The organism is Roseovarius nanhaiticus (assembly GCF_900156535.1).
Lineage (GTDB): Bacteria > Pseudomonadota > Alphaproteobacteria > Rhodobacterales > Rhodobacteraceae > Roseovarius > Roseovarius nanhaiticus.
Genome location: NZ_FTNV01000001.1, coordinates 1134212 through 1155078, shown reverse-complemented (window position 1 = coordinate 1155078; position 20867 = coordinate 1134212). Strand labels below are relative to the sequence as shown.

21 protein-coding genes are annotated in these 20867 nt (G+C 64.4%); 11 read left to right on the top strand and 10 right to left on the bottom strand.

The features are described 5' to 3' along the window. Position 1: 1 nt before the first annotated feature. Both yghU and BW975_RS05525 read right to left on the bottom strand, forming a co-directional pair. Positions 2-874: a glutathione-dependent disulfide-bond oxidoreductase gene (yghU, locus tag BW975_RS05530; RefSeq protein ID WP_076531698.1), complete on the bottom strand. Its 873-nt coding sequence runs from the start codon at positions 872-874 to the stop codon at positions 2-4. A 249-nt stretch (positions 875-1123) separates the two neighbouring features. Further along, the gene (locus tag BW975_RS05525) at positions 1124-2011 is read right to left on the bottom strand and encodes a LysR substrate-binding domain-containing protein (protein WP_076531696.1); all 888 of its coding nucleotides are present in this window, start codon (positions 2009-2011) and stop codon (positions 1124-1126) included. Between the two features lie 98 nt (positions 2012-2109). Here BW975_RS05525 and BW975_RS05520 point away from each other — a divergent pair, with 98 nt between their 5' ends. Next, positions 2110-2814 carry an SDR family oxidoreductase gene (locus BW975_RS05520; protein WP_076531694.1) on the top strand — a complete coding sequence of 235 codons (705 nt, stop codon included), beginning with the start codon at positions 2110-2112 and terminating at the stop codon, positions 2812-2814. After that, positions 2804-3055 (top strand): DUF6552 family protein, encoded by a 252-nt coding sequence (locus BW975_RS05515; protein ID WP_335743491.1) that lies wholly within the window; start codon positions 2804-2806, stop codon positions 3053-3055. The genes BW975_RS05520 and BW975_RS05515 overlap by 11 nt, the downstream gene beginning before the upstream one ends. A gap of 155 nt (positions 3056-3210) precedes the next feature. Here BW975_RS05515 and BW975_RS05510 read toward each other — a convergent pair whose 3' ends face one another. Then, on the bottom strand, positions 3211-4323 hold the full coding sequence (locus tag BW975_RS05510; protein WP_076531692.1) for an S-(hydroxymethyl)glutathione dehydrogenase/class III alcohol dehydrogenase: 1113 nt from the start codon (positions 4321-4323) through the stop codon (positions 3211-3213). 136 nt (positions 4324-4459) lie between these two features. On the opposite strand from BW975_RS05510, the gene BW975_RS05505 reads away from it, so the two are divergent. The 4 genes from BW975_RS05505 to BW975_RS05490 all read left to right on the top strand — a co-directional run bounded on the left by BW975_RS05505 (position 4460) and on the right by BW975_RS05490 (position 7593). Next, the gene (locus tag BW975_RS05505) at positions 4460-4768 is read left to right on the top strand and encodes an I78 family peptidase inhibitor (protein ID WP_083686988.1); all 309 of its coding nucleotides are present in this window, start codon (positions 4460-4462) and stop codon (positions 4766-4768) included. Positions 4769-4888: 120 nt separating this feature from the next. Continuing rightward, entirely contained in the window at positions 4889-6559 is a 1671-nt protein-coding gene (locus BW975_RS05500) for a Y-family DNA polymerase (RefSeq protein ID WP_076531690.1), read from the top strand. A 49-nt stretch (positions 6560-6608) separates the two neighbouring features. Beyond that, complete coding sequence (locus BW975_RS05495) at positions 6609-6947, top strand: DUF2794 domain-containing protein (protein ID WP_076531688.1); 339 nt, start codon at positions 6609-6611, stop codon at positions 6945-6947. A gap of 19 nt (positions 6948-6966) precedes the next feature. Then, a complete protein-coding gene (locus tag BW975_RS05490) occupies positions 6967-7593 on the top strand; it encodes a LysE family translocator (protein WP_076531686.1) in 627 nt (208 codons plus the stop codon). Here BW975_RS05490 and hemC read toward each other — a convergent pair whose 3' ends face one another. After that, positions 7594-8541, bottom strand: a complete 948-nt coding sequence (gene hemC, locus BW975_RS05485; RefSeq protein WP_076531684.1) for a hydroxymethylbilane synthase — start codon at positions 8539-8541, stop codon at positions 7594-7596. 99 nt (positions 8542-8640) lie between these two features. Between hemC and hemE the strand changes: the two genes are divergently transcribed. After that, on the top strand, positions 8641-9696 hold the full coding sequence (hemE, locus tag BW975_RS05480; protein ID WP_076531682.1) for a uroporphyrinogen decarboxylase: 1056 nt from the start codon (positions 8641-8643) through the stop codon (positions 9694-9696). On the opposite strand, the gene BW975_RS05475 is transcribed toward hemE, so the two are convergent. Beyond that, on the bottom strand, positions 9697-10041 hold the full coding sequence (locus tag BW975_RS05475) for an HNH endonuclease family protein (protein WP_335743490.1): 345 nt from the start codon (positions 10039-10041) through the stop codon (positions 9697-9699). A gap of 20 nt (positions 10042-10061) precedes the next feature. Here BW975_RS05475 and BW975_RS05470 point away from each other — a divergent pair, with 20 nt between their 5' ends. After that, positions 10062-11276, top strand: a complete 1215-nt coding sequence (locus tag BW975_RS05470; protein ID WP_076531679.1) for a TIGR03862 family flavoprotein — start codon at positions 10062-10064, stop codon at positions 11274-11276. Positions 11277-11450: 174 nt separating this feature from the next. On the opposite strand, the gene BW975_RS05465 is transcribed toward BW975_RS05470, so the two are convergent. Continuing rightward, positions 11451-12983, bottom strand: a complete 1533-nt coding sequence (locus BW975_RS05465) for a cryptochrome/photolyase family protein (protein ID WP_076531677.1) — start codon at positions 12981-12983, stop codon at positions 11451-11453. After that, the gene (locus tag BW975_RS05460) at positions 12977-13645 is read right to left on the bottom strand and encodes an SDR family oxidoreductase (protein ID WP_076533420.1); all 669 of its coding nucleotides are present in this window, start codon (positions 13643-13645) and stop codon (positions 12977-12979) included. Before BW975_RS05460 ends, BW975_RS05465 begins: the two co-directional genes overlap by 7 nt. Positions 13646-13910: 265 nt before the next feature. Here BW975_RS05460 and BW975_RS05455 point away from each other — a divergent pair, with 265 nt between their 5' ends. Further along, positions 13911-14267 (top strand): cupin domain-containing protein, encoded by a 357-nt coding sequence (locus BW975_RS05455; RefSeq protein ID WP_076531676.1) that lies wholly within the window; start codon positions 13911-13913, stop codon positions 14265-14267. Positions 14268-14282: 15 nt separating this feature from the next. Next, positions 14283-15848, top strand: a complete 1566-nt coding sequence (locus BW975_RS05450; protein WP_076531674.1) for a 2-isopropylmalate synthase — start codon at positions 14283-14285, stop codon at positions 15846-15848. A 64-nt stretch (positions 15849-15912) separates the two neighbouring features. Here the strand turns inward: BW975_RS05450 and BW975_RS05445 are convergent, their stop codons facing one another. Together BW975_RS05445 and BW975_RS05440 are read right to left on the bottom strand one after the other, a co-directional pair. Next, complete coding sequence (locus BW975_RS05445) at positions 15913-16266, bottom strand: cupin domain-containing protein (protein WP_076531673.1); 354 nt, start codon at positions 16264-16266, stop codon at positions 15913-15915. Continuing rightward, entirely contained in the window at positions 16263-18173 is a 1911-nt protein-coding gene (locus tag BW975_RS05440) for an acyl-CoA synthetase (RefSeq protein WP_076533418.1), read from the bottom strand. Before BW975_RS05440 ends, BW975_RS05445 begins: the two co-directional genes overlap by 4 nt. A gap of 161 nt (positions 18174-18334) precedes the next feature. Between BW975_RS05440 and BW975_RS05435 the strand changes: the two genes are divergently transcribed. After that, positions 18335-19357 carry an extracellular solute-binding protein gene (locus BW975_RS05435; RefSeq protein WP_076531671.1) on the top strand — a complete coding sequence of 341 codons (1023 nt, stop codon included), beginning with the start codon at positions 18335-18337 and terminating at the stop codon, positions 19355-19357. A gap of 63 nt (positions 19358-19420) precedes the next feature. Here the strand turns inward: BW975_RS05435 and BW975_RS05430 are convergent, their stop codons facing one another. Beyond that, positions 19421-20830 (bottom strand): FAD-binding oxidoreductase, encoded by a 1410-nt coding sequence (locus BW975_RS05430; RefSeq protein WP_076531669.1) that lies wholly within the window; start codon positions 20828-20830, stop codon positions 19421-19423. Between the last annotated feature and the right edge of the window lie 37 nt (positions 20831-20867).

The window sequence follows — 20867 nt, the reverse complement described above, 5'->3', positions numbered from 1 at the left end:
ATCAGCCACTCTTGCCGATCTTGTCCTGAGTCTGCGTCTCGAAATCGGCGGCGCTGTGCCGCTCGTGCAGCTGGCTCTCCGGCTCGCCAAAGCTGCGGTTGACCATGCGGCCCCGCTGAACGGCGGCGCGCGCGTCGATCGCCTTGGCCCATCGCTGGACGTTCTCGTAGCTTTCGACATCCAGAAACGTCCCGGCATCGCCATATTGCCGACCAAGCGCGAGATTGCCGTACCAAGGCCAGATGGCGATGTCGGCGATACTGTAGGCGTCGCCGGCAATATGCTCGCGCGTGGCCAGTTGGCGGTCCAGCACGTCGAGCTGGCGCTTGGTCTCCATCGCGAAGCGGTTGATGGGGTATTCCCATTTTTCAGGCGCGTAGTGGTAGAAATGGCCAAATCCGCCGCCCAGATAGGGCGCGCTACCCATCTGCCAGAAAAGCCAGTTGAGCACTTCGGTGCGCGCCGCGCCTGACGCGGGCAGGAAGGCGCCGTAGCGCTCGGCCAGGTGCATCAGGATCGAACCCGATTCAAACACCCGCACGGGCGTCTCGCGCGAGCGGTCGAGCAGCGCGGGGATCTTGGAGTTCGGGTTGATCTCGGTAAAGCCGCTGCCGAATTGGTCGCCCTCGCCGATGTCGATGAGCCACGCGTCATATTCGGCGTCATGGCCGGCCTCGAGCAGCTCTTCGAACATCACCGTGACCTTGACGCCATTCGGGGTCGCCAGCGAATAAAGCTGAAAAGGATGCTTGCCCACTGGCAGTTCCTTGTCATGGGTGGCGCCCGCGATGGGGCGGTTCGTCGAGGCAAATTTTCCGCCGCTCTCGGCGTCCCATGTCCAGACTTTCGGCGGCGTGTAGGTATCGTCGGTCATGTCGGTCGCTCCTTTTGCGATGCGCTTGGCTGGGAAACTATGCCTTTCCGGGCGTGGCACAAGGGATGATCGACTCGGACGCAGAGTTGAACGAGGACACGCCTTGCGCAGTCAGGGAGACGGCATAATGCCGCGTCGGGACGAAGTGCTTGGCGTTGATACTGCGAGGTGGGGACATCGGCTCTGCGTGACAAAAGGCATCTTGATAGCAATTGCCCCGTCGGTCGCCATCGGTGGCCTTGCGTCGGCTCAGTCAGGACAGGGCGCTTTTTCAGCTCGCTCCAGAAACCACGCCACCACTGCATCGATCGCGGGGTTCTGCCTGGATTTGCGCCCGGCAAGCAGGTAGAAATTCTGTTCGCCGGGCAGGATTTGCGGAGTAACCTGGACCAATCGCCCGGCTTCGAGTTCCGCAGCAACAAGAAAGCGGCTTACCAGCGCCACGCCTTGACCAAATAGGGCCGCATCCACAGCCAGGGACGTTTGGCTTAGGCGCAGTCCACGACCTGCCTTATCCTCGATGTTCAGCAGTCTCAGAAAGTCTGGCCACAGATCATGCGAATCGTGCAGCTTGAGAACGGATGACAAAACCTCTGGGCTGACGGGTAAACTGTGCCCGTCCACAAACCTTGGCGACGCCACTGCGATCACCTCCTGACGAAACAGAAGGTGGGCGTCGAGGGAGGCACCAAAGGGTGGCTTTCCCTGCCTTACCGCCAAGTCAATCCCGTCACCGTGAAAGCTTGAAACCTTTTCGGTTGCCAGAATGCGCAGGTCGATCTCGGGGTGCCTGGCAGAGAAGTCAGGCAAATTGGGAATCAGCCATTTTGCGGCGAATGTCGGGGTGACACTGACAAGGACTTTGCCATGTTCTGGCTTGAGTTGGCTTGTTGCACTGCGAAGCGCCTCGAACGCGGTTGCGACATTCATGTGATAGCTCCGCCCCGCCGACGTGAACGCCAATCCCTTGGGCAGTCTTTCGAACAAGGGCACTCCCAAATGCGCCTCAAGCTGGCGCACCTGTTGTGCGACGGCACCTTGGGTGACACCCAGTTCATCGGCAGCAGCTTGAAAATTCAGGAACCTGCCAGCCACATCAAATGCGCGCAGACCGTTGAGGGGAGGGAGTTGTGACATTTGGCGATAGATTTCCTACAGGCATGAAGCATGAATTCTCAGGAGATGGATCCGATTATTTCTGGTAATAATAGATCAAAGTAGAGATGGAGAGAAAAATGTCAGTAGAAAAAGTAGCACTAATTACCGCAGGCGGCAGTGGAATGGGCGCAGAGGCCGCCCGCCAGCTGGCCGCCGACGGATTCGCTGTGGGCATCCTCTCTTCGTCGGGCAAAGGCGAAGCGCTCGGCGTTGAGTTAGGCGGCTTTGGCGTCACCGGGTCCAACACCAACCCCGATGACGTGTCCGCATTGGTTCAGGGCGCCGTTGACCGCTGGGGCCGTGTCGACGTTCTGGTCAACTCCGCAGGCCATGGACCCAAAGGGCCGGTGCTCGAAATCTCGGATGAAGATTGGCATGCGGGCATGGAAGTCTACCTGCTCAACGTCATCCGGCCGACGCGGCTTGTCACCGCTCTCATGCAGGCGCAGGGCGGCGGCACGATCATCAATATCTCGACTTTTGCCGCGTTTGAGCCTGATCCGCTCTTCCCGACTTCGGGCGTCTTCCGGGCGGGTCTTGCCGCATTCACCAAGCTTTATTCCGATAAATACGCGGCTGACAACATCCGCATGAACAACGTCTTGCCGGGATTTATCGACAGCCTCCCCGAAACCGAAGATCGCCGCGCGCGCATTCCGTTGGGACGGTATGGGCGCGCGCAGGAAGTGTCGTCGGTGATTTCACTTCTGGCCTCAGACGGTGGCGGCTACATCACGGGCCAAAACCTGCGTATTGACGGGGGATTGACCCGTGCCGTGTGATGCGATCGTCGCACGCCCTCAATTTGACCGCATGGTTTTCTTGGTCAAATGGGGCGCATCGATCATCCAGATCATGGGCTACACGGCGACAGGGTTCGGATGGACGCCGTGGAACCTGTACCTGTTCATCATCGGCGTGTTGGGATGGTTTGCCGTCGGCGCCATGTGGAACGACAAGGCCCTGATGCTGGTCCATCTCGTTGCGCTCGGTGCAATGATTGCTGGCATGGTAAGCGGCTGACCCGTGAGAGCGGGCCGTTGCGCAAGGCGCCGCTCTGGCATCAAGGGCTGAAAGCGGAGATTGACCCGTATTTTTCCTTCATCCTCCTGCGCTTTGAAACACCAAGGGCGGCCATTGCGGGCCGCCCCTGAAATCAGAGCAATTCGGGCGGAGCTTTAGTAAACCACCACACTCCGGATGCTTTCGCCCGCGTGCATCATATCGAAGCCCTTGTTGATCTCTTCCAGCTTGAGGATGTGGGTGATCATGGGGTCGATCTCGATTTTGCCGTCCATGTACCAGTCGACGATCTTGGGCACATCCGTCCGGCCCCGCGCGCCGCCGAAGGCCGTGCCTTTCCATGTGCGGCCCGTGACCAGCTGGAAGGGGCGCGTGGCGATCTCGGCGCCCGCAGGGGCGACGCCGATGATGACGCTTTCGCCCCAGCCCTTGTGCGACGCCTCCAAAGCTGTGCGCATCACGCCCACGTTGCCGGTGGCGTCGAACGTGTAGTCGCCGCCGCCGCCCGTCAGCTCGACCAGGTGGCCGACCAAATCGCCCTTCACTTCGTTCGGGTTGACGAAATCGGTCATGCCGAACCGCTTGGCCATCTCGACCTTTTGCGGGTCGATATCGACGCCGACGATCTGGCTCGCACCCGCCATGCGCAGGCCCTGGATGACGTTGAGGCCGATGCCGCCAAGGCCGAAGACGATGGCGCGGCTGCCGAGTTCCACCTTGGCGGTGTTGATGACGGCGCCGATGCCGGTGGTCACGCCGCAGCCGATATAGCAGATCTTGTCAAAAGGCGCGTCCTTGCGGACCTTGGCCAGCGCGATCTCGGGCAGGACGGTATGGTTCGAGAAGGTCGAGCAGCCCATGTAATGCAGGATCGGCGTGCCATCGAGCATGGAAAAGCGGCTGGTCCCGTCGGGCATGACGCCCTGCCCTTGGGTCGAACGGATCGACTGGCAGAGGTTCGTCTTGGGGTTAAGGCAATACTCGCACTCGCGGCATTCGGGCGTGTAGAGCGGGATGACATGATCGCCCACATCCAGCGAGGTGACACCCTCGCCCACCTCGACGACGACGCCCGCGCCCTCATGGCCGAGGATCGCCGGGAACGCGCCCTCGGGGTCGGCGCCCGAGAGGGTGAAATCATCGGTGTGACACAGGCCGGTCGCCTTTATCTCGACCAGAACCTCGCCCTTTTTCGGGCCATCGAGGTTCACTTCCATGATTTCCATGGGTTTTCCGGCCTCGAGGGCCACGGCGGCTGTGGTGCGCATGATGCTGTCCTTGCTGTTTTGTCGGTTGTGCAGAGTTTGGGCGAAATGGCCGGGTGTTTCAATGCGCCAAAGGCAAGGGGCTTGAAACCTTGGGGCCAGTAGGCGACGCTGGGCTTCGCAATCTCAGGAGGATGCCATGCCTCGCCCGAATCTTTCCACCTTTATCCTGCCCGCTGCGCTGGCACTGGCCGCATGCGGCGGCGGTGCGCCGGACGGGCCGCGCGGCGCGCAGGCGGTCTTTACACCGGCGGCCTCCGACAGCTGCGGCGCGACGGGCTATTCGGACCGCATCGGCAAGGCGCAGAGCGCGTTCGATTTCAGCGCACCGGGGCGCGCGGTGCGCATCATCGGGCCGGATATGGCGATGACGATGGATTACAATCCCGCCCGGCTGAACGTGGATACGGATGGCCGAGGCCGGATCACGCGCATCTGGTGCGGGTGAGTTCAGCGCGTCCGTGATGTGATGTCGTGACATGGTGACGTGGCAATGGGCGCTGCGCGGACTCGACTCGGCTTTTCCCTCGCTATAGAAAAGTGAACAAATAGCGAACAAAGCACTGCCATGCCCGCCCGCCGAATCCTCTCCGTCTGGTTTCCCCGCCTCGGGGCCGACCGCCTGCTGCGCCGTCTTGGCGACCAGCACGGCGCGCCTTTTGCCGTGCTGGAGGAGACGGGGCAGATGCAGGTGATCTCATCGCTCTGCCCGCTGGCCACGGCGGCGGGGCTGAGGGTGGGACAGCCCGCGCGCGATGCGCATGCGATGTGCGCGGGGCTGATCACGCGGGTACAGAACCCGCATGCCGAGGCGTCGTTTCTGAATGCGCTGACCCGCTGGGCCGGGCGCTACAGCCCCTGGGTCGCCGCGCAGCCGCCCGATGCGCTGATGCTGGATGTCACCGGCTGCACACATCTTTTCGGCGGCGAGGCGGCGCTGATGGCTACGGTGCTGCAGGATGCCGCCGATCTGGGCGTGCATGCGGAATGCGGCCTGGCCGATACGCCCGGCGCGGCCTGGGCGCTGGCGCGCTATGCCGGGCGCGGCGTGGTGCATGACCGCTCGGGCGATGCGATCGACCAGGAGGCGCGCGCGACCCGGTCCCGCGCCGCCAAGCGCCGCCATTGGGAGCGGGGCGGCACCGCGCCCGGCAATTCCCCGGGCACGCAGGGCCAAGGCAGCGCGCCGCGCATCGCCGCGCCCGGCATGACGCGGCAGGCGCTGGCCCCCCTGCCCGTCACCGCGCTGCGCCTCGATGGCGATACGGCGGCGGCGCTGGCGCGGCTTGGCCTGCGCCGCATCGGCGATCTGACGGGCCAACCGCGCGGGCCGCTGGCGCGGCGCTTTGGCAAGGGTCTGCTGATGCGGATGGATCAGGCCCTGGGCGCGGTGCCCGAGCCTGTCTCGCCCCAGGCCGCGCCGCCGCGCTTTGCCACGCGGCTCAGCCTGCCGGACCCGATCGGCCTGCGCGAGGATGTCGAGGCGGCGCTGGCGCGCCTCATCCCGCGCCTGTGCGATCTCTTGCGCGCCAAGGGGCAAGGCGCGCGCGCCATCCGGCTGGAGGCATACCGCGCGGACGGCACGGCAGGCTGGGTGCAGATCGGCCTTGCGCGCCCCGCCGATCAGCCGGACCGCATCACGCCCCTCTTGGCGATGAAACTGGACGATCTGGACGCAGGATACGGCATCGACATCCTGCGATTGGAGGCCACGCAGGTCGAGCCGATCTATGCGGCCCGCCCCGCTGGGCATCTGGACGCGGGCCGCGCCGCGCGCGAGCGGGCGGGCCGCGACACCGCGCTCGAGGATCTGATTGGGCGGATCGGCGCGCGTGTGGGTCTTGATGCCATCACACGGCGCCATCCTGCCAGCAGCCATATCCCCGAGAAATGCAGCACGGTGCAGCCCGCCGCCTGGTCCGAGCCTGCCGCGGCAGGCGCCTGGCCCCTGCCCCCCGGCCCGCGCCCCCTGCTGCTGTGGCGGCCCGAGCTGGTCACGGCGCCCGACACGCCCCGCCCGCCTGCCACGTTTCGCTGGCGCGGGCAGGATCACGCGCTGGCGGATGCGACAGGCCCCGAGCGGATCGCGCCCGAATGGTGGCTCGATGATCCCGAATGGCGCAGCGGCGTGCGCGACTATTGGCATGTGGTGACGCAAGGTGGCGCGCGGCTGTGGCTCTTTTACGCGCATGGCGCGGCGCTCAGCTCGGGCTGGTTCTGCCAGGGGCAATTCGCATGATCCGGGCTTAAGGCTTGATCTGGACTGATTTCGGCGCAACTCTGAAAGTATGAGTTACCAATCGCCCTCCCCCAGCTTTGCCGCGCCCGATCAGGTCGCGTTTCACCGCACCGAGCTGGGCGTGATCCTGTCGCTCTACGGGCGCATGGTGGCGGCGGGCGAATGGCGCGACTACGGCATCTCCAGCCTGCGCGAGGTCGCGGTCTTTTCCGTGTTCCGCCGCACCGCCGAGCACCCGCTTTACCGCATCGAAAAGCGCCCCAAGCTGCGTTGCAAACAGGGCCAATACGCCGTGATCGGCATGGACGGGCAGATATTGAAGCGCGGCGCCGATCTGCGCCAGGTGCTGCGGGTATTGGAGCGCAAGCTGATCCGCGCGGTGGAGTGATCCGGAAAGGATATCTGCGATGAGCCTCGAGACCTACCTGCTCTATCTCGCTGCCGTCGCCGTTTTCTTTGCCACGCCGCCTGACACGAGCCAGCTCTTGATCATCTCGAATTCCATCCGGCACGGGGTGCGGCGCAGCCTCTGGACGGTATTCGGCGATCTGAGCGCGAATGCGATCCAGATGACCGCGGCAGCCTTCGGTCTTGCCGCAATCATCGCCACCTCGGCCACGGCCTTTGCCCTGATCAAATGGCTGGGCGTCGCCTATCTGGCGTGGATCGGGCTGCAACTGATCCTGTCGAAAGAGAGCTCGATGGATGCGAAACCAGCAAAGAACAGCGCCGCGCGGCTCTACCGCCAAGGCTTCCTCACCTCGATGGCCAACCCGTTTGCCGTCGTGTTCTTCGGCGCGCTTTTCCCGCAATTCATCGACCCCGCCGCGCAGGTGCTGCCACAGCTGGCCATTCTCGGCGCGACCTATCTGGTCGTGGATGGCGTGATACTGATGCTCTGGGGCTGGCTGGGCGCGCGGTCGGCGGGCGCATTGCGCGGCGCGCGTTTCGGTCTGGTGAACAAGATTTGCGGCACCCTGATGCTGGCCGCCGCGGCGCTACTCGCGCTCAAGGACATGCGGCCAGCCCAGTAGCTACTCACGCCAGTCGAAGAACCCCGGCCCGGCCTCGCGCAGCATGTCCGCCGCCATCGCACGGCCCAGCTCGGCGCGATCCTCGATGGGCGCGCTGCGCGCGTCCTTGATGGATTGCGAGCCGTCGGGGCGCAGCACTTCGCCGCGCAGGTGCAGCGTGCCGCCGTCCAGCTCGGCGAGGCCCGCGATGGGCGTCTCGCACGAGCCATCGAGCGCGGCCAGAAACGCGCGCTCCGCCGCAAGGCGCTGGCCCGTCTCCTTGTGATGCAGCGCGCTCAGCATCTCGGCGGCGCGACTGTCATCGCTGCGCCGCTCGATCCCGATGGCGCCCTGCGCGATGGCGGGCAGCATCACCGACGGGTCGAGCGCGCTTTGCGCCACATCCGCGCGGTCCAGTCGATTGAGCCCCGCCATGGCGAGGAAGGTGCAGGTGGCCACACCCTCTTCCAGTTTCTTCAGGCGGGTCTGCACATTGCCGCGAAATTCAACGACTTCCAGATGCGGATAGGCCACCAGCACCTGCGCGCGGCGCCGCAAGGAAGAAGTGCCCACCTTTGACCCTTCGGGCAGGTCGGCCAGCGTGGCATAGCCGGGCGAGACGAACCCGTCGCGCACATCCTCGCGCGGCAGGTAGGTGTCCAGCAGCAGCCCCTCGGGCTGCAGCGTCGGCATGTCCTTCATCGAATGGATCGCAATGTCGATCCCACCGGACAGAAGCGCGTCCTCGATCTCGCGGGTGAAAAGGCCCTTGCCGCCAATCTCTTTCAGCGGGCGGTCGATGATGCGATCCCCGGTCGTCTTGATCACCACGATCTCGAACGCCTCGAAGGGCAGATCGAAAGCACCAGCAAGACGCGCGCGCGTCTCATTGGCTTGGGCAAGCGCGAGCGGCGAGCCGCGCGTGCCCAGTTTCAGCGGGGCCATCGGAGTGGGCAATTGCAATGTCATAAGCCACGTGTAATCAGGCTTTTCGCGCAGGGCAATAGACGCCGCGCTTGACTTCTGCGGCCTCGGACGCGACCAAACTTGCAAAGAAGAGGACGTATCATGGCCAGCCCCAAACCTACCAAGACGATTCTGCGCGCCCTGGCGGGCGAGACACTGCCGACGCCGCCGATCTGGATGATGCGGCAGGCGGGCCGCTACCTGCCCGAATACAAGGCGACACGCGCCGAGGCCGGGGATTTCCTGTCGCTTTGCTACAACCCGGATCTGGCAACCGAAGTGACGCTGCAACCGATCCGGCGCTATGGCTTTGATGCCGCGATCCTCTTTGCCGATATCCTTCTGGTGCCGCAGGCTTTGGGTGCGGATCTGTGGTTCGTCACCGGCGAGGGCCCGCGCCTGAGCACGATCACCGGCGAGGCCGAGCTGGCACAGCTGCGCCCGGTGGAAGACATCCACGAGACGCTCTCGCCCATCTACCAGACGGTGCGCAACCTGGCCTCGGCCCTGCCGAAGGAGACGACGCTGATCGGCTTTGCCGGCGCGCCCTGGACCGTGGCCACCTACATGATCGCGGGCAAGGGCACGCCCGATCAAGGTCCGGCGCACGCGCTGAAGGGCACGCACCCCGAGGTGTTCGATGAACTGATGACGCGGATCACGGCGGCAACGATCGAATATCTGAGTGCGCAGATCGAAGCAGGCGCCGAAGTCGTCAAGATTTTCGACAGCTGGGCGGGATCGCTGAAAGGCCCCGATTTCCAACGCTATGCGCTGGAGCCGACGCGCGAGATCATCGCGGCGCTCAAGGCCCGTCATCCGGATACACCCATCATCGCCTTCCCGCGTCAGGCAGGGGACAACTACATCGGCTTTCATGCGGCCACGGGCGCCGATTGCGTTGCGGTCGACGACTCGGTCGATGCGGCGTGGGTGGCCGAAAATGTGCAGACCGGCGGCTGTGTGCAGGGCAATCTGGCCTCGCGGCACATGGTCACGGGCGGCGACGATCTGGTGCGCGAGACGCGGGCCATCACCCGCGCCCTTCGGGGCGGCCCGCATATCTTCAACCTCGGGCATGGCATCACGCCGGATGCGGATCCTGCGAATGTGCAGCTGATGATCGACACCGTCCGGGAAGGCGCGCGCGGCGATTGATCACTTGCGCTTGCGCAGCCGCTTGGGCGTCTTTGAATGAAACGTCGGCGGGCGCTTGCGCACCCAGGCGATGAATTTCGCAAGACGCGGATGCGCGCGCAGTGCTTCGGGCGTATTGTACTCGCGCGCCAATTCCGCCTCGCTGAGTGTCGCGTGGATCTCGTTATGGCAGATCTGATGGACCAGCACGACCGGCCCGCCCTTGCCGCCCTTCAACTTGGGCGTCAGGTGATGCAGGCTCTGCTTGGCGTCCGGCGGGATGGGCCGCAGGCAGATCGGGCATATTGGGATGGTGTCCTCTATCGCTTGCTCCTCTGGCGGCTCCGGTCCAAGAGGGTGGCGCAACGCCGCGCGGAGGCAAGGATATGACAGCTGAAAACGCACCCGACGCGCTGGTGATCGGCGCGGGCCCCGCCGGGCTGATGGCCGCCGAGGCGCTGGCAGGCGCGGGCCATTCGGTGCTGGTGGCCGAGGCCAAGCCCTCGCCCGCCCGCAAATTCCTAATGGCTGGCAAGTCGGGCCTGAACCTGACGAAGGCCGAAGGGATTGAGGCTTTTCTAACCGCTTATGGCGATTGCGCGGCGCCTCTTGAGGAGGTCTTGCGCGCATTCGATTCCGAAGACGTCCAAAACTGGGCCCGCGGTCTGGGCCAGCCGCTTTTTACCGGCTCGACGGGCCGCGTTTTCCCCGAAGCCATGAAGGCATCGCCCCTTTTGCGCGCATGGCTCGCGCGGCTGGACGGTTTGGGCGTGCGCATCATGCGGCGCTGGCGCTGGCAGGGTTGGGACGGCGATGCGGTGCTGATGGAAACGCCCGAGGGGCTGCGGCGCCTGACGCCACGCGCGACGGTGCTGGCCTGCGGCGGGGCCAGTTGGGCGCGGCTGGGATCGGACGGCGCCTGGGCCGCGCATCTGCTGGACAAGGTGGTGCCGTTTCAGCCGGCGAATATGGGTTTTGCGGTGGATTGGTCGGCCCATATGGAGCGGCATATCGGCCAGCCCGTGAAGGGCATCGCGCTGCACGCCAAAGACACGGCCTCGCGCGGCGAGATCGTGATCAGCCGCGCGGGCATCGAGGGCGGCGGCATTTATGAGGTCTCGCGCGCTGTGCGGGGCGGCGCGCCGCTGACGCTGGACCTCATGCCGGATCTGACCACCGAGGAGATTCGCCAGCGCCTCACCCGCAAGCGGGGCAAGCAAAGCATGGCGAACCACCTGCGAAAGGCGCTGAAATGGACGCCGGAAAAGCAAGCCCTGCTGATGGAGTTCGTGCGCCCCCTGCCCGCCGATCTGGCGCCTTTGATCAAGGCCCTGCCCGTCACGCATCAAGGCCCGCTGCCGATGGATCAGGCGATCTCCACGGCGGGCGGTCTGCGCCTCGATGCGCTGGACGGCACGTTGATGCTGAGGGATCGCCCCGGCACCTTCGCCGCGGGCGAGATGCTGGACTGGGAGGCGCCGACAGGCGGCTATCTGATCACCGCCTGCCTTGCGACGGGCCTGCATGCCGGGCGCGGTGCAGCAGCGTGGCTGGAGGCGCGCAACGATGGCAAGGCAGAAGGCTGTTTGTCGTCCGAATAGCGCCGAACGCGCCGGACGAGCGCCTGCCCGTTCGGGCGGGCTGGCGCTTTGGCAAGGATGTGCGCCGCAAATATTGTAGTTGCATTGCAGGTATAAACTGCGCCGTTCAGCCGTTGCAGCGCCGCCCCACGGGCAGCCGCTCATCCAGCGATCGCTGTGCCCCCAGCAAAACCTCTAAACCACCTCGCCCTCATCCATCCGCTTGAGGAACGCCTCGGCGGTGTCCAGAACATCGCGGCGCTTTTCGGCATCCATCTTGTCCCACGTTCGAAACACCATGCCCATGCGGTGATTGCCCTCGAACCGTTGGCGGTGCCGATCCAGAAACTGCCAGTAGAGCGTGTTGAACGGGCACGATCCCTCGCCCGTCTTTTGCGTCACCGAGTAGTGACAGCCTTTGCAATAATCGGACATCTTGTTGATGTAATTGCCGGAACTCACGTAAGGCTTAGACGCGATGATGCCGCCGTCGGCCCATTGGCTCATCCCTATGACATTGGGCGCCTCGACCCACTCGTAAGCGTCGACATAGACCGACAGATACCACTCGTGCACCTCTTCGGGCGCGATCCCGGCCAGAAGGGCGAAATTCCCGGTGACCATCAGACGCTGGATATGGTGGGCATATCCCTCATCCCGCGTCTGGCCGATGGCGGCCTCCATGCAGGCCAGCTTGGTGTCGCCGCCCCAATACATCCACGGCAGTTTGCGGTCGTGCCTCAGGATGTTGCGCGACGTGTAGTCCGGCCCCTCGCGGAAGTAGATCCCGCGCATGTACTCGCGCCAGCCGATGATCTGGCGGATATACCCCTCGGCAGCGTTGATCGGCGCGTCGCCGTCCTGCCACGCCTCTGCGACCCGCTGACATACCTCAAGCGGGCCGAGGAGGCCGAGATTGATGTAGGGCGAGAGGAGCGAGTGATTGAGAAAAGGCTCGCCCGTCAGCATCGCGTCCTGATAGTCGCCGAAGCCTTCGAGCAGGTATTTCACGAAGTGATCGAGCGCACGAAGCGCCTGCCCCCGCGTGACGGCGAAATTGAACGGGCGCAGCGTGCCGAAATTGTTGTCGAACCGGCGCTCCACGAGGTCGAGCACCTCTTCGGTGATCTCGTCGGGCGTGAAGGACATCGGCGCGCTGCGCAGCATGTCGGATTGCGCGGGTTTGCGATTGTCGTGATCGTAGTTCCACTTGCCGCCCGCCGGCTCGCCATCCTCCATCATGAGGCCGGTCTTGCGCCGCATGTCGCGGTAGAAATACTCCATTCGCAGCTCTTTGCGGCCCTCTGCCCAGTCGTTGAACTCGTCAAGCGACGCGATAAAGCGGTCATCGGCCAGCGTCGTCAGGTCCAGCGGCATGTCATTCAGCGCCTCGATCAGGCGCCATTCGCCGGGTCGGGTGCAGATCACTTCGCTGGCGCCGTGCGCATCCGCGCGGCGCAGAAGCTCGCCGGGGATCGAGCCGCTGTTATCTTCGGCGTCCAGCTTGGAATACTCGACGGTCCAGCCATCGCCGCTCAATTGCTCTGCGAAATGGCGCATGGCCGACAGGATCAGCGCGATCTTCTTGGGGTGGTGCGGGACATAACCGGTCTCGTCCGTGACCTCGGCCATGACGACGACATCGCGGTCCTTGTCGGCCTTGCGCAGCGCCGACAGACCCTCGCTCAGCTGATCGCCCAGCACCAAGATGAGGCGCGGCGCTACCACGCGACGCGCTCGCCCTGCCAGTCAAAGAAGAGGCCGGTGTCATCCGGGCCCAGACCTTCGAGCACGGACAGCAGGTTGTGCGCGGCCTCGCTCGGCTCGACCGTTTTGTGGCGGCCCGCGTATTTCGCGGTGAAATCCGTGGCGACGGTGCCGGGGTGCAGCGCGACGCAGACGGCCTCCTTGTGGGTCCGTTTCAACTCGATCGCGGCGCCGTGGACCATCTGATTCAGCGCCGCCTTGGCGGTGCGGTAGGAGTACCAACCGCCGATCTGGTTGTCACCGATCGAGCCGACACGCGCCGAAAGCGCGGCAAAGCACGAAGGCCCCTTGCGCGGCAGCATCGGCAGCGCGTGCTTCATGATCAGTGACGGTCCGATGCAATTGACCGCGAACTGATCGGCTAGCGCCTTGGCGCTGACGTCCTTCAGCGCCTTTTCAGGCTCGGCGCCGTCGATTTCCAGCGCCCCGGTGGCGACGAAGATCAGCTGAAATTCGCCCTCTGCCTTCTTCATACACTCGGCAACGCTGGCCTCGTCAGTCACGTCGAGGCCATCCTCGCTGCGCGAGATCGTGGTCACGTCACTGCCGTTTTCCTTAAGCCGCGCGGTGATCGCGCTGCCGATGCCGCCCGAGGCGCCGATGATGAGGGATCTATGTGTCATGGGTTGGATGGTAGAGGCCGCGCCCCCGCCTTCAACGGCGCCAAGGCAAAAAAGCGCCTTTTCATCGCGCCGCGCTTTGCGTAACGTGCCGCACATGACGATGACGCAGCATATCACCCCCTTCGCACATGGCCCCCGCCATGCGCCGGTTGCTGCACGCCTGTTGCTAAGCCGCCTCTGAGCGTGCCGGTCCGGCGCGAACGCTCAGGGGATGTGCCATAGCGCGCCGGAAATTTCACCCGGATTAGCATCAGGACCGAAGACCATGCAAAAGATCAATCTTGCCGCCAAGCTGGCGCAATTTGACACCCATTGGGATCCCAAGGTCGTGGCCAGCTACAATGGCAATGACGTGATGGTCGTCAAATTTCAGGGCGCATTTCCCTATCACAGCCACGCGGACACGGACGATTTCTTTCTCGTGCTCGCAGGTGACGTGACCATGGATTACGAGGGCGCCGAAAGCGTGACCTTCGGCCCCGGCGAATTGGTGATCGTGCCCGCGGGGACCGTGCATCGCCCCCGCGCCGAGGACGAGGCGCATGTCCTGCTGATCGAGCCCAAGGGCGAGCCCAACACCGGCAATAGCGGCGCACCTGCGGCCGCCAAAGACCATATTTGAGACGGAACAACTGACATGACAGATAGCACCAAAGACCGCGTCTATATCTTCGACACCACTTTGCGCGACGGCGAGCAGTCGCCGGGCGCCACCATGACCCATGCCGAAAAGCTGGAGATCGCGCAGCTTCTGGACGAGATGGGCGTCGACATCATCGAGGCGGGCTTTCCCATCGCCTCCGAGGGCGATTTCCGCGCCGTCAGCGAGATTGCCAAGCGCAGCCAGGACGCAGTGATCTGCGGCCTCGCGCGGGCGAACCTCAAGGACATTGACCGCTGTTGGGAGGCGGTGAAACACGCGCGCCAGCCGCGCATCCACACCTTCATCGGCACCTCACCCCTGCACCGCGCCATCCCGAACCTCACACAGGACGAGATGGCCGAGCGCATCCACGAAACGGTCACCCACGCGCGCAACCTTTGCGACAATGTGCAATGGTCGCCGATGGATGCGACCCGGACCGAATCGGACTACCTGCGCCGCGTTGTCGAGATCGCCATCAAGGCGGGCGCGACCACGGTCAACATCCCCGACACGGTGGGCTATACCGCGCCCGTGGAATCGGCCGATCTGATCCGCCGTCTCATCGCCGAGGTGCCGGGCGCGGATGAGATCATCTTTGCCACGCATTGCCATAACGATCTGGGCATGGCGACGGCCAACAGCCTTGCCGCCGTCGAGGGCGGCGCACGGCAGATCGAATGCACGATCAACGGCCTCGGCGAGCGCGCGGGCAATACCGCGCTGGAAGAGGTCGTGATGGCCATGAAGGTGCGCGGCGATATCATGCCCTATCAGACCGGCATCGACACGACCAAGATCATGAACATCTCGCGCCGCGTGGCGACGGTCAGCGGCTTTGCCGTTCAATTCAACAAGGCGATCGTCGGCAAGAACGCCTTTGCCCACGAGAGCGGCATCCACCAGGACGGCATGCTGAAAAACGCCGAGACCTTCGAGATCATGCGCCCCGCCGATGTGGGCCTTGCCGAGACGAATATCGTGATGGGCAAGCATTCGGGCCGCGCCGCGTTGCGCTCGAAGCTGAAGGATCTGGGCTATGAGTTGGCCGAGAACCAGCTGAACGATGTGTTCGTGCGGTTCAAGGAACTCGCCGATCGCAAGAAGGAGGTCTATGACGAAGACCTCATCGCACTGGCCACCACGGACGCCGCAGAAGATGAAAACCGTCTTGTGATCAAATCCCTGCGCGTCGTTTGCGGCACCGAAGGGCCGCAATCCGCCGCGCTGACGCTTTTGATCGACGGGGCCGAGCACAGCACCGAGGCCACCGGAGACGGCCCGGTCGATGCCAGCTTCAACGCGGTCAAGGCGCTTTTCCCGCATGAGGCGCGCCTGCAACTCTATCAGGTGCATGCCGTGACCGAAGGCACCGACGCACAGGCCACCGTATCCGTGCGCATGGAGGAAGGCGGGCGGATCGTGACCGGCCAATCTGCGGATACCGACACCGTGGTCGCCTCGGCCAAAGCCTATGTCCACGCACTGAGCCGCCTGATCGTGCGGCGCGAGAAGGCCGGCAAGGACACGCCCGAAGTAAGCTACAAGGACGTAAGCTAGGCCGCTCGAGATTTTTCGATGAAAAATCTGCCCAAGGGTTTTGGTTGAAACCCTTGGGTCGCACCTAACCGACGATCATGTACATCTTGCGCAGTTTCTCGGTGATCTCCCACACGACATGCTGGCCCTTGGCGATGTAGAATGTATCGCCGGGGCCGAAACTCTCGCTGCGGCCATCGTTGTGGGTGAGGGTCACGGCGCCCTCGACCACCGTCATCATCTCATGCACGGGCCAGGACGGCACCACCTCGCGGCAGGGCGCGCATTCCCAGGTGCCGACGGATATGCTCTCGTCCGGCGCCTCAAAATGCGTGTGGTTTCCCTCGGAATGATCGCCGGTCGTGAAGGCGCCTTCGCCCGTCAGGGCCGATGGCTCCATGGCGGGATCGGGATCAATGCGGAATGTCGTTTGGGTCATTCTCGGGTTTCCTTGCCAGATGTTTCTTGCGCGCCGTCTGCCCACTCCCATGGCCGGGTAAATTCGCCCAATGTCTTTGCGACCTTGGCATCTTTCCTGTCCCCGTCGATCTGCGCGACCAATCCACGTTTCTTGTCATCGACCACCTGCGCCACACGCGCGCTGCTGCCTGCCGTCTCGAGCGCGGCATCGTAAACGCGGGTGATCGCACGTTTGCGAAGATCCGGCTTGAACACCTTGCCCACGGCGGTTTTGGGCAGTTCCTCCAGAACCTCGATATGCTTCGGGATCGCGGCCCGCTCGCGCACGCGCTGGCGGCAATGCTCCAGCAGCTCCTCGGCGCTCGCCTCGCCGCCCTCGACCAGTTCGACATAGGCGCAAGGCAGCTCGCCCGCATGGGCGTCGGGCTGCCCGATGGCGCCCGCGCCGGCGACAGCGGGATGGGCCATCAGTGCCTCCTCGATATCAGCGGGGTCGATGTTGTGACCGCCGCGAATGATCAGATCCTTGGCGCGGCCGGTGATCCAAAGATAGCCATCGGCGTCGATCCGGCCCAGATCACCGGTGCGCAGGTAGTCGCCATGAAAGAGCTGCGCGTTGCGGGCCGGATCGGTATAGGTCGCACCCACCGCCACGCCCGGATTGCTGATGCAGATCTCGCCCACCTCGTCCGGCCCGCAGGTCATCGGGCCATCGTCGGTGGCGTGGATGATGCGCACATCCGTGTAAGGCAGGGGAATGCCGACCGAGCCGACTTTCTTGGCCCCTTCCGGCGGATTGCAGGACACGAGGCACGTCACCTCGGTCAGGCCATATCCCTCGATCACCTTCATGCCCGTCGCACTCTCGAACCGCTTGAAAAGCTCAAGCGGCATGGGCGCGCTGCCGGAGAACGCGTTTTTCACCCGGCTGATATCCGCGTCCACCTTGCGCTGCATCAGCGCGGCGACGGCGGTGGGCACAGTGATGACGAAGGTCACGCCCCAACGCTCGCACAGCTTCCAGAAATTGGCGACCACACCCTCGCCGCGATAGCCGGCAGGGGTGGGCAGGATCACGTGCGCGCCGGATTTCAGCGCGGACATCAGCACAACATGACAGGCGAACACATGGAAAAGCGGTAGCGGACACATCAGCACGTCCGTCTCATCGAAGAGCAGCGTGGCGCCCAGCCAGCCGTTATAGACCATGCCTGAATAGCGGTGCTGCGCCATTTTGGGCATGCCGGTGGTGCCGCCCGTGTGGAAATAGGCCGCGACGCGGTCCTCGGCCGTCTCTTCGAAATTCAACTCCGAGGGCTGGCGGGCCGTCTCGGCCGCGTAATCCAGCACATCGGCGCGGTGGGTGCTCGTGTCGCGCGGGCGAATGAACGGCACGATCCAGCTTTTCGGAAAGCTCAGATAGCGATTGAGGTCGATCTCCAGCACCGTGCCCACCTTGGGCGCATGTCGCACCGCCTCGGCCGTCTTGGCGCTGATATCGGTCTTGGGAAACGCCTTCAGCGTCACGACCACGCGCGCGCCTGTCTCGCGCAGGAGGGCCGCGATCTGCTCGGGCTCGAGCAGCGGATTGATCGGCGCGACGATGCCCGCGATCATGGCGCCCAGCGTGGCCGACGCCGTCTCGAGGCTGTTGGGCAAAACCAGCGCCACGGCGTCGCTTTCACGCACGCCAAGACTGCGAAAAAGATTCGCAGCACGGCAGACATCCGCATGGAATTCAGCCCAGCTAAGTGTCTTGGCCGGGTCGCGCGCGCCTGCGGTCAACTGATAGCTGATGGCGGGCCGTTCGGGATGCGCCCGCGCGGTCGCAGCCAGCATGGCGTGGATCGTTTTTGGCACGTCCCGCGCCGACCACGGCATTTCCTCCTGGATATCAAGCGCGTCCTGACGCACGGCAAATGTCATCTTGGCCTCCCTCGCCCGTGCCGAGCCCGGCACCGCGGGCAGGATGGGCGCGAATGACGGATCGTGCAAGGCGAAGCAGCCCCAGATCACCACTTGACTAATTTAGTCGGGATATTCAAAGGTAACCTATCATTTTTGTCGGATAAAAGGATCCCTCGTCCATGACACCCAGATTCGCAGCGCGGCTTGCCGCCGCAACATCGTTGATCGCCATCGCCGGAACCGCCATGGCGGCCGAGGTCAATGTCTATTCTTCGCGCCACTATGACAGCGACGATGCGCTCTATGACAAGTTCACCGAAGAGACCGGCATCACCGTAAACCGCATCGAGGGCAAGGCCGACGAGCTGATCGCGCGCCTCGAGGCCGAGGGCAACAACAGCCCGGCGGATGTGTTCATCACCGTGGATGCAGGCCGCATGGCCCGCGCCGAAGAAACCGGCATCCTGCAGCCTTACGCCTCGGACACCATCAACGGCGCGGTGCCCGAGTATCTGCGCCACCCGGACGATCTGTGGTTCGGCGTCAGCCAGCGCGCGCGCATCATCTTCTACGACAAGGAGCGCGTCGAAAACCCGCCTCAGACCTACGAGGCGCTGGCCGATCCTGCCTATGAGGGGCAGATCTGCATCCGCTCCTCCTCAAACGTCTATAACCAATCGCTGCTGGCCTCGATCATCGAGGCGGATGGCGCCGAGGCGGCCAAGGAATGGGCGGCGGGCGTCGTCGGCAACCTGGCGCGTGCGCCGCAGGGCGGCGACACCGATCAGCTGCGCGGCCTTGTCTCGGGCGAGTGCGACATCGCGGTCGCCAACCATTACTATTTCCTGCGCGCCTATCAGGAGGATGTCGAAGGCCTGTCCTCGGACATCGACAGCATCGGCTGGGTCTGGCCCAATCAGGACGGGCGCGGCACGCATGTCAACCTGACCGCCGCGGCGATGGCCGCAGCGGCGCCCAACCCCGAAGAGGCCAAGGCGCTGCTGGAATTCCTGGTCAGCGATTTCGCACAGGCGCATTTCGCCAACCAGAACAACGAATACCCTGCGGTCGAGGGCGTGCCCGCCAATGAGGTGACCGAGCGTCTGGGCGAATTCAAGGCCGACAGCACGACGCCTACGGCAGCCTTCTCGGCCAATGCCAAGGAGGCGCAGGCGATCTTCAACGAGGTCGACTGGCAGTAAGCGATCGCGCTGATCGAAACGATATCAAGGCGGGCCTTCGGGCCCGCTTTTTTCATGCGCGTCCTACTCCGCCCGCAGGACGGCACCGGGATTCATGATGCCCTTCGGGTCCAGTGCTGCCTTGATGGCGCGCATCGCCGACAGCTTGGCCGGATCGCCATAACGCTCCAGATCGGCCACCTTCAGCCGCCCGATCCCGTGCTCGGCACTGACCGAGCCGTCCATCGCGTGGACCAGATCATGGACGCAGGCGGTGACCGCCTCTCGCTGGCCCGCATGATCGGCGCGATTCCCGCCCGGCATAGGGAAGACGTTGTAATGCAGATTGCCATCGCCCAGATGGCCGAAGCAGTTGATGCGGAACTGGCCGATGCGCGCCAATGCGCCCGGCGCCGCCGCCACGAAATCCGCCACCGCGCCCAAGGGCAGCGACACGTCATGCGAGCAGATGGCCCCGATATGGCGGTTCGCCTCGGGAATTGTCTCGCGAATGTTCCAGAACTCGCTGCGCTGCGCTTCGGATTGGGCGATCATGCCGTCGCTGACCAGCCCCTCGTCCAGCGCCGCCTCGAACAGAGCCTCCAGCGCGCCCGCCGGATCCAGGCCGCGGGCGAGCCCCACGTGGATCAGAACGAACCACTCGGGCGGCTCGGGCCAGGGCTGACGCACCTGCGGCATCGTCTCGACCAGAAAATTAAGGCCCTCGCGGTGCATCAACTCGAACGCGCTGACGCCCTCGCCCATATGGTCGCGCGCCATGGACAAAAGGCGCAGCGCCGCCCCCGGCCCGTGCACCACCATCAGCGCCGTGCCCTCGCCCGCCGGCCTCGGGGCGAGCTTCAGCGTGGCGGCGGTGATCAGGCCCAGCGTGCCTTCGGACCCGATCAGAAGATTGCGCAGATCGTAGCCCGTGTTGTCCTTGCGCAACCGTTTCAGCCCGTGCCAGATGTCGCCCGAGGGCATCACCGCCTCCAGCCCGAGGCACAGATCGCGCGCGTTGCCGTAGCGCAGCACGTTGACGCCGCCCGCATTGGTGGCCAATAGCCCGCCGATCCGCGCGCTGCCTTTGGCCGCGATGCTGAGCGGAAACAGGCGCTGAACCTTCTCGGCCGCGTCATGCACATCCGACAGGATTGCCCCCGCCTCGACGATCATCACGTTTTCGTCTGGATAGACCTCGCGGATGCGCGTCATCCGCTCGAGGCTGATCAGCAGCGGCGCGGCGCCGCCTTCGGCCAATTGCCCGCCGACAAGACCCGTGCCGCCCCCATAGGGAATAACCGGCACGCTCGCCTCCGATGCCAGACGGACCGCAATTGCGGCTTCCTCGGCGCTACCCGGTACCACCACGGCCAGCGCCCGCCCCTGCCAGCGGCCTCGCGGCTCAGCCAGGTAATGCGGGGCCACCTCGCGCAGCGCGGGCGCTGGCAAAGCGGCGGAAAGACGGGTGAGAAATTCGTCAGGATCAGTCATGCGGGTAATCTAGCGCCGGGGGAGCGCGCCGGAAATG

Coding starts and splice junctions, on each gene's coding strand:
- yghU (WP_076531698.1), bottom strand. CDS start 874: ATGACCGACGATACCTACACGCCGCCGAAAGTCTGGACATGGGACGCC.
- BW975_RS05525 (WP_076531696.1), bottom strand. CDS start 2,011: ATGTCACAACTCCCTCCCCTCAACGGTCTGCGCGCATTTGATGTGGCT.
- BW975_RS05520 (WP_076531694.1), top strand. CDS start 2,110: ATGTCAGTAGAAAAAGTAGCACTAATTACCGCAGGCGGCAGTGGAATG.
- BW975_RS05510 (WP_076531692.1), bottom strand. CDS start 4,323: ATGCGCACCACAGCCGCCGTGGCCCTCGAGGCCGGAAAACCCATGGAA.
- BW975_RS05505 (WP_083686988.1), top strand. CDS start 4,460: ATGCCTCGCCCGAATCTTTCCACCTTTATCCTGCCCGCTGCGCTGGCA.
- BW975_RS05500 (WP_076531690.1), top strand. CDS start 4,889: ATGCCCGCCCGCCGAATCCTCTCCGTCTGGTTTCCCCGCCTCGGGGCC.
- BW975_RS05495 (WP_076531688.1), top strand. CDS start 6,609: ATGAGTTACCAATCGCCCTCCCCCAGCTTTGCCGCGCCCGATCAGGTC.
- BW975_RS05490 (WP_076531686.1), top strand. CDS start 6,967: ATGAGCCTCGAGACCTACCTGCTCTATCTCGCTGCCGTCGCCGTTTTC.
- hemC (WP_076531684.1), bottom strand. CDS start 8,541: ATGACATTGCAATTGCCCACTCCGATGGCCCCGCTGAAACTGGGCACG.
- hemE (WP_076531682.1), top strand. CDS start 8,641: ATGGCCAGCCCCAAACCTACCAAGACGATTCTGCGCGCCCTGGCGGGC.
- BW975_RS05470 (WP_076531679.1), top strand. CDS start 10,062: ATGACAGCTGAAAACGCACCCGACGCGCTGGTGATCGGCGCGGGCCCC.
- BW975_RS05460 (WP_076533420.1), bottom strand. CDS start 13,645: ATGACACATAGATCCCTCATCATCGGCGCCTCGGGCGGCATCGGCAGC.
- BW975_RS05455 (WP_076531676.1), top strand. CDS start 13,911: ATGCAAAAGATCAATCTTGCCGCCAAGCTGGCGCAATTTGACACCCAT.
- BW975_RS05450 (WP_076531674.1), top strand. CDS start 14,283: ATGACAGATAGCACCAAAGACCGCGTCTATATCTTCGACACCACTTTG.
- BW975_RS05445 (WP_076531673.1), bottom strand. CDS start 16,266: ATGACCCAAACGACATTCCGCATTGATCCCGATCCCGCCATGGAGCCA.
- BW975_RS05440 (WP_076533418.1), bottom strand. CDS start 18,173: ATGACATTTGCCGTGCGTCAGGACGCGCTTGATATCCAGGAGGAAATG.
- BW975_RS05435 (WP_076531671.1), top strand. CDS start 18,335: ATGACACCCAGATTCGCAGCGCGGCTTGCCGCCGCAACATCGTTGATC.
- BW975_RS05430 (WP_076531669.1), bottom strand. CDS start 20,830: ATGACTGATCCTGACGAATTTCTCACCCGTCTTTCCGCCGCTTTGCCA.